Source organism: Candidatus Phytoplasma tritici (assembly GCF_000495255.1).
Classification (GTDB): Bacteria; Bacillota_I; Bacilli_A; order Acholeplasmatales; family Acholeplasmataceae; genus Phytoplasma; species Phytoplasma tritici.
Genome location: NZ_AVAO01000003.1, coordinates 146,510 through 161,804 on the forward strand (window position 1 = coordinate 146,510; position 15,295 = coordinate 161,804).

Annotated in this window: 7 protein-coding genes; 4 read left to right on the top strand and 3 right to left on the bottom strand. The window is 28.1% G+C overall.

All coding sequences use genetic code 11. The features are described 5' to 3' along the window. Positions 1–196 precede the first annotated feature (196 nt). The 4 genes from N747_RS0102000 (at position 197) to N747_RS0102020 (ending at position 6,860) form a co-directional block, all read left to right on the top strand. Entirely contained in the window at positions 197–1,117 is a 921-nt protein-coding gene (locus tag N747_RS0102000; protein ID WP_024563571.1) for a hypothetical protein, read from the top strand. Between the two features lie 378 nt (positions 1,118–1,495). Next, positions 1,496–3,313 (top strand): translation elongation factor 4, encoded by a 1,818-nt coding sequence (lepA, locus tag N747_RS0102005; protein WP_024563572.1) that lies wholly within the window; start codon positions 1,496–1,498, stop codon positions 3,311–3,313. Between the two features lie 791 nt (positions 3,314–4,104). Further along, a complete protein-coding gene (locus N747_RS0102015) occupies positions 4,105–5,484 on the top strand; it encodes a TldD/PmbA family protein (protein ID WP_024563573.1) in 1,380 nt (459 codons plus the stop codon). After that, positions 5,481–6,860 (top strand): TldD/PmbA family protein, encoded by a 1,380-nt coding sequence (locus N747_RS0102020; protein WP_024563574.1) that lies wholly within the window; start codon positions 5,481–5,483, stop codon positions 6,858–6,860. The genes N747_RS0102015 and N747_RS0102020 overlap by 4 nt, the downstream gene beginning before the upstream one ends. Before the next feature lie 107 nt (positions 6,861–6,967). Here N747_RS0102020 and lon read toward each other — a convergent pair whose 3' ends face one another. From lon to uvrA, 3 genes are all read right to left on the bottom strand, one after another. Next, positions 6,968–9,343, bottom strand: coding sequence for an endopeptidase La (gene lon / locus N747_RS0102025; protein WP_024563575.1), 2,376 nt, complete (start codon positions 9,341–9,343; stop codon positions 6,968–6,970). Positions 9,344–9,432: 89 nt separating this feature from the next. Beyond that, positions 9,433–10,728: a trigger factor gene (gene tig, locus N747_RS0102030; protein WP_024563576.1), complete on the bottom strand. Its 1,296-nt coding sequence runs from the start codon at positions 10,726–10,728 to the stop codon at positions 9,433–9,435. 700 nt (positions 10,729–11,428) lie between these two features. Further along, on the bottom strand, positions 11,429–14,341 hold the full coding sequence (gene uvrA / locus N747_RS0102035; RefSeq protein WP_029783888.1) for an excinuclease ABC subunit UvrA: 2,913 nt from the start codon (positions 14,339–14,341) through the stop codon (positions 11,429–11,431). Between the last annotated feature and the right edge of the window lie 954 nt (positions 14,342–15,295).

Consider the following 15,295-nt stretch of genomic DNA (forward strand, 5'->3'; position numbering starts at 1 on the left):
TAATTTTTTTGATTTGATAACAGTAGCAAAAACTAAACTTGCCAAACTAAAAAAATATAGATATCCTCCTTAAATCTTTTTAACTACAGAAACATTCAAAAAAACTTTAGCTTGAGCAGTTAAAAAACTAAAATAAAATAATTATTAATATTCATTTAACCCTATTATTTTATTTTTTATTAAGGAAACAAATATTTTGAATATTAAATTATTTAACCAAAAATATAAATTAGTGTCTTTTTTGTGCGTTATTTCATCAATAATATTAATATTATTGTTATTAATATTAAGTTTACAAAAAAGACATTCAACCTTTAAACCATCAGAAAAAACACAATTAACTAATAACCAAACAAAAAAACCCAATCAACAAAATTTGGTCAAAACTCCTAATTTGGAAAAATCAAAAACACAAGAATTACAATCAAAAAAACTAGAACCCCTAAAAGAAAAAAGCCCAACATCCAAAATAGAATCACAAGAAATAAAACAAACCCAATTCCAAATCAAAAACCCCAAACAAATCATCGCAGAAAAAGAACCACTACCTCTTTATATTCAAACAGTAAATGGCAAAAAACATTATCATTTTATATTACCTGATAGTGAATTTATGGAAGATGGCACTCTTAAAAATTCTGAAACTCATGTTTATATGGAAAACTTAAAACCTACTTTAATGCATAAAATTATCTACAAAATACAACCTCAATATGATGGTTGGATAGCTCGTTTCCCTTCATTTAATGGACAAGATCTTTCAGGCGTTTTTTTATATAGTGTTATGACAGGAATCAAAACTCCTCCTTTGGATTTAGTAGGGATTTTTTTTGAATCTCCTTTTGATAAGTATGATGTTGGTGATTGGAACAAATACACTTTGGATGATATTTTACAAATGAAAAACGAAAGCCAAAATATTTATTTTTTTTGGAGAACCCCAAAAATGACTAACATTTATAAAAAATATCATTTATTTAAACCAGGCAATGAAAAATACCATCCTACATTTAATAAACCTAGAAGTCCTCAAAATTCCTTAATACTTACCGAAGAATTTATAGATAAATTCATCCCAAATTCACCTTTAAAAAATTCCAAAGAAACTGAACAATAAATTATTTATTTACAATATTTTTCAAAATTTGCCATATTTTTCAAATTAAAAAAAACAAAAAAGATCAACTTTAAGTTGATCTTTTTTTGCTACTTATTATTCTTATTTTATAATTTTTGTGCCAAAATAAATTTTGATTTAATTGTATTTTAACATAATTTATAAATTTAATAAATTTTTGAATTACAAAAAACACTAATTTTGTACATAGAAACTATTTTTTTGTTATAATAACTTTTGAATTAGATATTAAATAATTTAAATTAAAATGATTTATAATTAACCAAAAATAAATATAAAACATCATTTCACAATTATAAAAAAAATATAAAAACAATAAAAAAAACCAACCAACCAAAATATAAAGGAAACAAAAAAATGAACATAGAAAAATTAAAAGAAAGGCAAAAACTCATCCGCAATTTTTCCATTATCGCCCACATTGACCATGGTAAATCAACTTTAGCCGACCGTATTTTAGAATTTACAGGCACGATTGACAAAAGAATAATGAAAGAACAAATTTTGGATTCTATGGATTTAGAACGCGAACGCGGAATTACTATTAAATTAAATGCCGTAGAAATTAACTACCAGTCTAAAGATGAAAAAAATTACATTATGCATTTGATTGATACGCCGGGACACGTTGATTTTAGTTATGAAGTATCACGTTCTTTGGCGGCTTGCGAAGGTGCTCTTTTAATTATTGATGCTGCCCAAGGTATTCAAGCCCAAACTCTTGCCAATGTTTATTTAGCTGTTAATAACAATTTAACCCTTATTCCTGTTTTAAATAAAGTTGACTTGCCAAGCGCAGATGTACCCAAAGTTAAAAAAGAAATTAAAGAAACTTTGGGACTTGACCCCAAACAAGCCTTAATTGCAAGTGGAAAAACAGGGCTTGGAGTAATTGATATTTTGGAACAAATAGTAACTAGAATATCACCTCCTAAAGGAGACATTCAAAAACCCTTACAAGCCTTAATTTTTGATTCTTATTTTGATTCTTATAAAGGAGTTGTGCCTTCCATTAGAATAGTCAATGGAACAGTTAAAAAAGGCGATCAAATTCGTTTTATGGCAAGCAATAGTGTTTATGAAGTAGTTGAAGTAGGAGTTTATAATCCTAAACAAATTGTAAAAGATTTTTTGGCACCAGGTGATGTAGGCTATCTTACTGCTGCTATTAAAAGTATTAATCATGTAAGAGTTGGAGACACCATTACTTCGCAAACCAATAAAGCTTTACTGCCTTTGCCGGGATACAAACAAATGAATTCAGTAGTTTTTTGTGGACTTTATCCTGTCGAAACTAATAAATATGACATTCTCAAAGAAGCTTTGGAAAAACTAAAACTTAACGATTCTTCCTTAACTTTTGAGCCTGAAAGTTCTAATGCTTTGGGACTTGGTTTTAGAACTGGTTTTTTAGGACTTTTGCATATGGAAATTATTCAAGAAAGAATTAGTCGTGAATTTGGAGTAGAAGTAATTGCTACTGCTCCTTCTGTTATTTATCATGTTTATTCTATCAAAGGAGAAAAACTTTTAGTTGATAATCCCTCCAAACTTCCATCCACTCAAATGATTGATCGCATTGAAGAACCCTTCATTAAAGCTACTATTATGTGTCCTGAAATCTATATTGGTAAAGTAATGGAGCTTTCCCAAAATAAAAGAGGATCCCTTCAAAATATTGAATATATCAATAGTCAAAGAGTAATGATTAATTATTTGCTGCCTTTTTCAGAAATTATTTATAGTTATTTTGATAAGTTAAAATCATTAACCAAAGGCTATGCTTCTTTTGATTATGAAATAGATAAATATCGTATTTCTAAATTAAAAAAAATGGATATTTTATTAAATGGAGAAATTGTTGATGCTCTATCTTTAATTGTTCATCATGATTTTGCCTATGAAAGAGGAAAAGCTATTTGTGAGACTTTAAAAGATTTTATTCCTAAACAAATGTTTGAAATTCCTATTCAAGCAGCTTTAGGTAAAAAAATTATTGCCAGACAAACTATCAAAGCTATGCGTAAAGATGTAACAGCTAAACTTTATGGAGGTGATGTTACTCGTAAAAAGAAATTATTAGAGAAGCAGAAAAAAGGCAAAAAGAAAATGAAAACATTAGGAAAAGTGCAATTGCCTCAAAAAGCCTTTCTTGCTATTCTCGCTACTAAATAATTATTCGTTTCAAATATAAAAGAATATTGAAAAAACTCCTTATAATACATAAGGAGTTTTTGTTTTATTTAATTGTTGTCATTTATTTTTGTTCTTTTTTGGGTATTTATATTATTTTTTGTATTGGTTATTTGCACCATTAGGAGATTATTTGTGTTTTTGCATATATTTTACTTAAAAATTAATTGACTAAATATTCTTCCTTTCGTTACTATCTACACCCATTGGAAGGTATCAAACTGTACATATCCAAAAAAATATTTCTACTATAATAAAAAAACTTATTAAAGAATGTAATGTGTATTTTGTTTTAAAATGCTATCTATATGAAATGAAATAAACCCAGAAGATAACAAAATCACCAAAAAGAAAAAGAAATTAAAAATATTTTTAATTTGAATTTTCCAAAAATCTTTTTGTCTTCCTCCTTTTTATCTAATTCTGGTTTAAAAATAAAAAATTAAATTCCAAACATTTACTTGCCTCTTTTCTTTTTATAATATTATAATGATTTTAAAAATAAATATTTATATTATATCCAGTTTTTAAGTTAATATTTAATGATGAAATGCAATAAATGAATTAAAAAAATCCTTATTTCAATGTTTTTATGTTTTTATATGCTCCCTTTTATTGTAATTTTATATATAACATATTCTTGATAAAAATAAACAAATTAACAAAATAATAATAAATAAGCATTTAAAAAATTTATATAATATGCTTTAAAAGTTTAAAAAAATGATAAAATAAAAGAGATTTACAAACAATATAAAGGAGAATATTATTTTATGTTAAATAAAGAAGATATTCAAAAAATTCTAAATTTATCTTTAGGTGAGGGAGCTGATTTTGCAGAATTATTTTTTGAAAATACTTATTCTCACACCCTTAAAGTAATTGGCAAAGATGTAGTTTCTGCTGATGCTTCTAATATTTTTGGAGTAGGAATTCGCTTATTAAAAGGCTTTGATGAAGTTTATGGTTACACTAATAAAACTGATTATCAAAATGTTTTATCCTTGCTTTTAAAACTAAAAAAATCTTTTCAAGGAAAAGCAAATAAAGTTATTGCCTTGCAAACCGAAAAACCCCTAAAAAATACTATCCAAAAAAATTATAACAGTATGACTCAAGAACAAAAAGCCCAAAAATTACTTAAATTATCGGCTATTATTCAAAATTATGATCCTCAAATTATTCAATCCATTACCTCTTTAAGCCAAAAAGAACAAAATGTTTTAATTGCTAATACTTTAGGAGTTTATCAAAATGACACACGCAATTATATTAGGTGTGGACTTGTAGGAGTGGCACAAAGAGGACAAGAAATGCAAGAAGCCTTTGAAGGTCCTGGACGCTCAATGGGATTGGAATTTTTGGATGTAATTGATTTAGAAATAATTGCCAAACAAGTAGCCAAACAAGCAGTTGCTTTGTTAGATGCTAAATCTTTAAAACCTCAAACTATGCCAGTTGTAATTAATCACGGTTTTGGAGGAGTTATTTTCCATGAGGCTTGCGGACACCCCCTTGAAGCTACTGCAGTTGCTAAAGGTCTTTCTCCTTTTTGTAACAAATTAAATCAAAAAGTTGCTTCTGAAGTTGTAACTGCTTATGATGATGGAACTATTCCAGGAGCTTGGGGAAGTCTTAATTTTGATGATGAGGGCAAACCAACCCAAAAAAATCTTTTAATTGAAAAAGGTATACTTAAAGGTTATTTAATTGATTTTAGAAACGGACGCAAAATGAATATGCAATCGAACGGTTCTTCTCGCAGACAATCTTATAAATACTCTCCTACTTCACGCATGAATTCTACTTATATCGAAAAAGGCACAGAAACGCCTGAACAAATTATTGAAGATACTCCCTACGGTCTTTATGCAAAAAGTCTGGGTGGTGGCACAGTTGTCCCTGCTACTGGCGAATTTAATTTTGTAGTTAACGAAGGCTATTTAATCGAAAATGGCAAATTAACAACCCATGTTAAAGGAGCAATGTTAATTGGTCATGGAGCAGATATTTTATTTAAAATCGATCGCGTTGCTAATGATTTAGTTTTAGGTCAAGGAATGTGTGGTTCTTGTTCTGGTTATCTACCAGTTGATGTAGGACAGCCAACTATTAGAGTAAAAGAAATGATTGTAGGAGGAAATCAAAAATGATAAACGACGTAACAAAAACACCAAACCACCAAAAACAAACCACCCCCCACACAAACCCCACTCCTAATAATTATCAAAAATGGTTAGAAAAAGGAATGCAACAAGGTTTTGAAGCATTAGAAATTTCAATTCATGAAAGTCAAACTTTTAAACTATCTTTGGATAAAGGCAAAATAGATGCTTGTGTTTGGAGTGATGTCGCTTCTGCAGTTATAAAGGGTATTTTTGCAAACAAAAAAACTTCTATTTCTTTAGAAAAATTAACTGACAGCGCTTTTAATAATGCTTTTACAACCCTTAAAGAAAATTGCCAAACAATTACTTCTAAAGAACCTGCTCTTATTTTTGAAGGGTCTTCCAGTTATCCTGAAGTATTGGAAAATAACTTTGATTTTGGACAAGTTCCATTAGAACAAAAACAAAATTTGTTGTTGCAGTTAGAAAAAATAATGTTGCAAAGCTCCCATTTGCAAGCTACTAACGACATTATTTATCAAGAAGTTTTTCATAAAAAAACATTGTTAAATTCTAAAGGACTCAATTTATCGCACAAAAACAGCTATGCTTATTTATATGCTTCTGCGGTTTTTCAAAAAGAAGGTGAAGTTGAAAGTTATGGCAAAAGTGTTTTATCTAAAGATTTTGTAACCCTTAATCCTGTTAAATTAGGTACTGAAATTGTTGAGATGGGCGAAAAAAAATTAGGAGCTAAATCTTTGGTATCTCAAAAATATCCAGTTGTATTTTCTAATGAAATGTTTGCAGACCTTTTGGAAAGTTTTAGCGATATTTTTACTGGAACAAGTGCTTATCGCAACTTAACTAAATTAAAAGATAAAGTTAATTGTTTAATTGCTTCTGAAAAAGTTAGCATTATTGATGATCCTTTAAACGATGGTTCTTATTTTAAAGAAAAATTTGATGATGAAGGAGTAGCTTGCCAAACCAAACCAATTATTACTAAAGGAGTTTTTCAAGGATTTATTCATAACTTAAAAACTGCTCGCATTTTTAAACAAGCTCCAACTGGAAACGGTTTTGGTGGTAGCACTTCTATGATTAATTGTTATTTGGTTCCTGGCACAAAAAATTTTGCAGAAATGATTAAACCTATTCAAAATGGTATTTATATTACTGATTTAGTAGGGATGCATGCAGGAATTAAAACTGTTAGTGGAGATTTTAGTCTACAAGCTAGTGGTTTTATAATTGAAAAAGGCAAAGTTACAACTCCTGTTAAAATGATTGTTGTTTCTGGTAATTTTTTTGATATTCTTAAAAATGTAGATACTATTGCTAATGATTTTGAATTTCAAACTTCAGGATTTGGTAGTTCTAGTGTTTATGTGGGGTATTTAAATATTGGAGGAAAGTAATTTTCTTTGTAAATGATTTTTTTGACTCTAATTTAAGTTTTGAAAACCTTTTATAATTATGTATAAAAATAAAAAAACCATCTTTAAGATGGTTTTTTGTATCTTAATCAAACAAATACTTGTGAAAAAACATCAGAAATATTTGATACAGGAATAATATTTAATTTAGTTCTTACTTCTTCAGGAATATCTTCAATATCTTTGATATTTTCTTGAGGAATAAAAATAGTGTCAAGACCGCTACGATTAGCAGCAATAGCTTTTTCTTTTAAGCCTCCGATAGCTAAAATATTTCCTCGTAAAGTAATTTCTCCTGTCATTCCCAAACCTTTTTTAATATATTTTTTGGTAATTGCAGATACAAGGGAAGTAGCAATAGTAATGCCAGCTGAAGGACCGTCTTTAGGAATAGCTGTTTCTGGAAGATGAATGTGAAAGTCGTTTTCTGCAAAAATATTGGCATCAATTCCTAAATTTTGACAATTAGCTTTGATGAAACTTAAAGCAGTATAAGCACTTTCTTTAAGGACTTCTCCTAATTTACCTGTAAGGACTAATTGTCCTTTACCTTTGTAATAAGTAACTTCTACTGGAAGTAAATCGCCTCCAAAATAAGTATAGGCAAGTCCGTTAGTAGAACCTATTTTTTCTTTTTGCTCATCTAAAAGATGTAGATATTTTTCTTTACCTAAGTATTTAGTAACGTTTTTAGGAGTAATAATTACTTGTTCTTTTTTAGTAATTAAACATTCTTTAACTGTTTTTCTAGCTAGCTCTGCAAGTATTCTATCCAACTCTCTTACTCCTGCTTCTTTGGTGTAATGTCTAATTAAATAAAGGATGGTATCATTGTCAATAACTAAATTTGTGTCAGTGATTCCGTGGTTTTTAAGTTGTTTTTTTAAAAGATATTTAGAAGCTATATTAATTTTGTCTTTTTCAGTGTAAGAGCTTATTTCGATAATTTCCATACGGTCTTTTAAAGCTTCGGGAACGTTGTCAAGATAATTGGCAGTAGTAATAAATAATACTTGGGATAAATCAAATGGTTCGGATAAAAAATGATCCATAAAATTAATATTTTGTTGTGGGTCAAGCACTTCTAATAAAGCTGATGCAGGATCAAAGTTATAATTGGCTACTAGTTTGTCAATTTCGTCTAATAAAAAGACAGGATTAACTGTTTTGGCGTCCCTAATGCCTGCAAGAATGCGTCCTGGCATAGCTCCAATATAAGTTCTTCTGTGGCCTCTAATTTCTGATTCTTCCTTTAAACCGCCTAAAGATTGTCTGACAAATTGGCGTCCTAAAGCTTTGGCAATAGAAGAGGCAAGTGAGGTTTTTCCCACTCCTGGAGGACCTACAAGACATAAAATATTTTGAGGGTTTTTCTTAGTCATTATTTTGACTGCTGCATATTCTAAAATACGTTCTTTTACTTTTTCAAGTCCGTAATGTTGGTTGTTTAAGGATTTTTCAATGGCAACTAAATCATTTTCATCTTGGCTGGTTTTGCCCCAAGGTAATTCCAGTAAAAAATCAAGATAATTTTTAATTACAAAAGATTCTGCCATTAAAGATGATGATGATTGATAACGTGATAATTCTTGTAAAGCTTTTTTTTTGATTTCAAGAGATAAAGGAGTTTTTTTGATTTTATTGCGTAATTCTGCAATTTCTTCTTCTTTTTTGGCTTTGTCCCCTAATTCTAGTTGAATGGCTTTCATTTTTTCTCTTAAATAAAATTCTTTTTGGTTTTCATCAATACTTTGTTTTACTTTTTCATTGATTTTTTGTTCTAAATCAATCCCTATAAGTAAACTTTGGATGTCTTGAAGAATGTAAAAAATTCTTTTATTAAGGTGAGATTCTTTAAGATATTTGTATTTATCTAAATTATCAATTTTTAAATTAAAGACAATGATATCAGTGATATTTTCTGTTTCTGGTTCTGTTTTTATGATATCTAAAAAATTATTGGTGTTTTGAACAAGCAGTTGAAAAGGTTTGTCCATAATTTTTTCTATAACTAACTTAATTAAGGCTTTTTCTTCTTCAACATTTCCATAAACGGTGTTGACTTTTTCGTATGAGGCTTTTAAAAAAGGTTCTTTTTGCAAAAATTTATCAATTTTTACTCTTTGTAAAATGCGAAATCTCACTTTAAAATCGCCGTGAGGGATTTTTACTTTGGTAATTATTTGTGCTAATACACCGTAACGTTGAAGGTTAGTTAGTTTGGGTTTGTTGGGTGATAAATCTTTTTGAGTTAAAAGAATAACAAAAGATTTTGTGTTAGTTTCTGACTCTTTTAAAGCTTTTAAATAAGAATTATCTGATACTTCGATACGAAAATCAACATTTGGAATAGGCATTATTTCGCTGATAACTACAACTGGGAGTTGTTCAGGAATTTCTTGAAAAATATCTTCAAATGCGTCCATAGAAAGATCGGATTTTAATTTTTTGCTTTTGGTTTTCATATATTTTCATCCTTTCGATATTTTTTTAACTTTTTAACTTTTTCATTTTTAAATTGTGGAGTGAATTTTTTTTGGTGGGGTGAAAAATTTTATTTAGCAACAACAACAGCTTTATTAATAACAAGTTTGAAGGCTTCATCCATCAAAAGAGAATGTTGTAAGTTTTTTTCAGGAAGGTTTTGTTTGATTTGATTAACTGAAACTTTGTAATGTTTACTTAAGTTTTTATATTGTTGTTCGATTTTTTCTTGGGAAATTGTTAGTTTTTCTTGGGAGGCAACTTGTTCCATAATAAGTTGGTATTTGAGGTTTTTTTGTGTTTGTTGGCTGAATTCTTTTTCCATTTTTTCATCATCAATACCTAAATATTGTTTGTATTGTTCCAAAGTTAAATTTTGTTTTTTTAATTGTTCTTCAAATTCTTTTTGGAGGCGGGTTTGTTCTTTGAAAATAATTTCTTGAGGAATCTGTAATTCGGAATTTTTAACTAATTGTTCTATTACTTGTTTTTCAACGTTTTCTTTGTCTTTTTGTTTTTTTTGATCTAAAAGAGCTTGTTTAGTGTTGTTTTTTAATTCTTCTACGGTTGAAACATTGGCAATTTTAAGTGATTTTACCAAATTGTCTGTTAGTTGAGGAAATTTTTTAGTTTTGATTTGGTGTAGAGTTACTTTAAAAACAACTTTTTGATTAGCTAGGTTTTTTTGGTGGTAATCGCTTGGAAAAGTGATATTAATATCTTTGGTTTGGCCCTGTTTCATCCCTAACATTTGGTCTTCAAAACCAGGTACAAATTGACCAGAGCCAATTTCTAAACTAAAATCTTTGGCAGTGCCTCCTTCAAAAGGTTTATCATCAACAAAACCTTCAAAATCAAAAATAGCAGTGTCTGTTAATTCCAAAGAATCGTTTTGGGTTTTGGGTTCCAAAGTTGCTTGTTTTTCTAATAAGGAATTTATTTTTTTTTCCACTTCGCAATCTTTTACTTCGAGGTCGTCTTTTGTAATTTCTAACCCTAAATATTTTTTTAAAGTGACTTTGGGTTTAACGATAAATTCCAGTCCAAAAGTAAAATTTTGTTTGTCTTTAAGTTTTTTTTCGTCTAAATCAATCACTTGAGGCATTCCCATGCTTTCGAAATCTTTTTTTTGCAAGACTTCTTGATATTTGGTTTGCACGATATTTTCTAATGCATCAGAGTATAAATTGTCTTTGCCAAAACGATTTTCAAAAATTTTTCTTGGAACATGCCCCTTTCTAAAACCTTTAATTTCTACTTTTGGTTTAATTTTTTCGTAAGCGCTAGCCAGTTGGGTTTCTAATTCCTTTGAAGAAACTTCAAAAAAATATTGTACTTTTTGATCGTTGATTTTTTTAATTTCCATTTTTAATACCTTTTCTTTTGTATTTAATTGGGATTTGTTTTATGTTTTGGTGTTATCCATTTTGATTATGAAGCATCAATAAAAACTAAAAAATATTGTTTTTGGGAGTTATTTGGTTTGGTTTTTTGCAAATAGTTTCAAATAATTATTAGTTTTTGTATTTATATATTAATTATATAATCAAATTCCAATTAAATTAGTATTCATTATTTTTTGGGTTTACAATTTGACAACTAATTTATAATTAAGTTTTTTAACTAAATTAAAAGTTGTTTTTTTGGGTTAATGTGTTTATTTAGTTTAATTTTTTTAGCTTTTTTTAATTCATTTAATCTTTTTTATAAATATTTTGTGATAGAAAAATAATTGTCATTTATAAACTTTGTAATTGTGTAAATTACTTTTCTTTCCTACTATTTATTATACCATAATAACTAAATATTTCTTGAAATTATTAGTTATTATTTCTTTCTGATTAAATGTTTTTTTTGATGGGTTGCAATTAAAATATTTTTTTTGTAGAAGACTAAAATATTTCCTAAAATTGTTTGGTTGGTGTGAGTTTAAAAGTGGTTTTTCTTTTGCCCATTTTGCAATTTTTTTAAATATTAGTTTTTTTATTAAATTCCTAAATTTCTTTTTTAAATTGCCTTATTTAAATTAAAAATTTGGTTGAATCTTTAAATTTTTGGATTTATTTTTATTCATTAAGAATCTTTTTTAAATATTTACCAGTATAACTTTTTTCATTTTGGCTTACTTGTTCTGGGGTTCCTGTTGCAACTACATATCCGCCACAAGCTCCTCCTTCAGGACCTAAATCAATGATATAATCAGCGTTTTTAATTACATCTAAATTATGTTCAATTACAACAATAGTAGCTTTTTGATCTGTCATTTGATGAAGAACTTTAAGTAATTGTCTAACATCTTCTGAATGAAGTCCTGTGGTAGGTTCATCTAAAATATACAAAGCACCTGGAATAACTTTTTTGTGTAGTTCGCTTGCTAATTTAACTCGTTGGGCTTCTCCTCCGGATAAAGTTGGTGAGGACTGTCCTAATTTAATGTAGCCAAGCCCTACATTTTGTAAAATTTCTAATTGGTGTTTAATTTTAGGATGATTTTGGAAAAATAAAACACCTTCTTCAACACTCATAGCAAGAATATCTGCAATAGTTTTGTCTTTGTATTTGATGCTTAAAGTTTCTTTTTGATAACGAGTTCCTTTACAAACTTCACACATAACATAGACATCTGGTAAAAAATGCATAGATATTTTTTTAACTCCATCGCCACTACAAGCCTCACATCTACCACCTTTAATGTTAAAAGAAAAACGCCCTTTTTGATAACCTTTCATTTGGGCTTCTTTTGTTTTGGAGTAAAGTTCTCTAATTTCATCAAAAACACCAGTATAAGTAAGGGGATTACTGCGAGGAGTTTTACCAATTGGGTCTTGTGAAATTTCAACTATTTTTTTGACTTTGTTAAAATCATTAACTAAATAACTAAAATCTTTTTGTTTGTTTTTATTTTTTTTGTTGTATTTTTGTTGTAAGCAATCAAGTAAAACATCATTTACTAAAGTAGATTTTCCCGAACCAGAAACGCCTGTAACTACAATTAATTGTTGCATAGGAAAGCAAACATCGATTGATTTAAGATTATTTTTGGAAGCTTTGGTTACTAAAATATGATCTTTATTACTTTTTCTTCTAGTTTTGGGAAATGTAATTTGGATTTTTTTGGATAAGTATTTTCCTGTAAGACTATTTTTATTTTGCATTACTTCTTGGGGTGTTCCAAAAGCTTGTACTTTTCCTCCCAAAATACCTGCTTGAGGACCAATATCAATTAAATAATCAGAGGCAAGCATTGTATCATGATCGTGTTCTACTACAATTAAAGAATTACCTAAATCTCGCATTTTTTTAAGTGATTTAATTAAAAGATCGTTGTCTTTTTGGTGCAATCCAATTGAAGGTTCATCAAGGACATAAAGTACTCCTGAAAGTTGGGAGCCAATTTGAGTAGCTAGCCTAATTCTTTGTGCTTCTCCTCCTGAAAGAGTTGCTCCACTGCGCGATAAAGAAAGGTATCCTAACCCAATTTCTTGTAAAAAAGTAAGACGATTAATAACTTCTTTGAGGGCTAAATTAATAATTTTTGTCTCTTCATTTGACAATTCTAAATTTTGGAAAAAATCAAGGGTTTGTTCAATTGATAAATCAGTTATTTCATAAATATTTTTATTATTAATTTTAAAAAGTAAAGCCCCTTGATTAAGTCTTTGTCCTTGACATGTTTTGCATTTTTTTTTCATCACATAATTAGAAAGCCATTTTTTGAGCCATTCGCTTGTTGTTTCTTCAAAACGTCTTTTAAGCATAGAAGCTATACCTTCAAAAAAATCATATTTAAGATTTTTGGTGGTAGTATTTTTGGAAAAACGAGAAAAACTTAAAGGAGGCGTTAAAGGAATTTGGTCAGGCGAACCATAAAGAATAATATTTAGTTTTTGGGGATCTATTTTTTTTAAAGGAACAGTCATATCAATTTGATAATGATTGCATACAGCTTTTAATTCTTGTTCTTTGCTAGTAAAATTATTGTATTCATTATTGCTTTTAAAAATTAAAATTGCACCTTTATTTAATGGTTTTTCATAATCTAGAATCATATCACAATCAATTTCTGCTGTTTTTCCAATCCCTTTACAACTTTGGCAAGCTCCTAAAGGAGTATTAAATGAAAAAAGTCTTGATTCGCGTAAAGGAATATCAAAATTAATTCCTTCTAAATGATAATTGCAATTTAGTTTTAATATTTGACAGTTTTTATTTTTATTATCATCCTTATTACTATCATTACTATTTTTACTTTGATAATTCATAATAAAAACTTTTCCTTGAGATAAATTTAGAGTTTGTTCTAAGGCTTCAAAAAGACGAGTTTGATTATCTGAATTAACTTCAAAACGATCAATTACTACATAAATATTATGATGTTGATTTTTTGATAAAGAAGGAATATTGTCCATTAAATAAATAATATCATTAATCATTACTCTATTAAAGCCGTCTTTGGCAAGAGCTTCTAAGGTTTTTTTATGTGTTCCTTTTTTTCTTTCAATTATAGGAGCAAGAATTAAGACCAGTTTCTTGGGAAATGTTTGATTAGTTTTAGTAATCATTTGTTCGATGGTTTGTTTTTCTAAGACAATATTTTTTTCAGGATGAAAAGGAACTGCAATATTGGCATAAATTAATCTTAAATAATCATATATTTCTGTAATAGTTCCCACAGTAGAACGAGGATTATTAGAAGTTGTTTTTTGGTCAATGCTAATAGAAGGACTCAAACCTTCAATACTATCTACATTAGGTTTTTCAAAACTACCTAAAAAATGTCTAGCATAAGCACTTAATGATTCTACATACCTTCTTTTTCCTTCTTGATATAAAGTATCAAAAGCTAAAGAAGATTTGCCAGAACCTGATAATCCTGTTATAATAACTAATTTATTTTTGGGAATATCAATATTAATATTTTTTAAATTATTTTGACGAGCTCCGCGAACTTTAATAAATTGATTTTTATTAGTTTTCATTTTAATTCCTTTATATTTAATTATAACAAAAAAAGATTAGTAAAAAGTAATAAAAGATAATAAAAGTAATGGAAAATGAGCGAAAAACTTGCAAAAAATAGTAAAATAAAGATAAGATAAAAATTTTACTCTTTGCCCCTTTTCAATCCCTTTTGGGTATAAAAATAACCCTAATGAGGAATCAAATGGATTTAAAAAGGAAAACATTAACTTATATTAAAAAAACACAATTGTTTAAAAAAATAAAAAAACAACTAAAATCACTAATTTTTTTACATTTTCATGAAGACATTTCGTACTTTCATAACCTAAAATATAAGTGAGAGGGGGTATAAAATCAACCCAAAAAATATTAATTTTTTAGACTTTACAAACAAAATATATTATATTATAATATATATGTAAGATTTGGAATCGAAAATTCCTAACCACTTTGATTACTAACACCTCAATTTATCCTATATTGCTACTATTAATTCACATAGTGGCTTTACACTATCTTTATATTCCACAAGATTTTTTGAACCAACTAAACAACTAAGAACAACAATTTTCAACACGAAAATAGTACAAAACAAAAACCAATAAGTCCCACAAACTTAAAAAAAATCCACAAAATCAACCCAAACAACTGCCAAACAACCAAAAAGACTACATTAAAGATATTTTAAAAGTAATTGTCCCTAACCAAACTAGAAACATAAAATGAATCAAATCCAAGACCCAAACAAGCTAGATAAGTAGGAAAACCCCACTAAAACTAATTATAAAAAAAGTCTTAACATTTTTTAATTGTTAGTGGGTTTTGGGTTATAGGGTTAAAACCACAAGACAAAAAAGAAAACGTATTTCTTATAAAAACAAAAGTTTACGCCATTTTAAATGAGTTTGTAGTTGAAAAAGAGAATAAAACCTACCTAATATTGACACAAATAAAAAAAATACTACATAGCC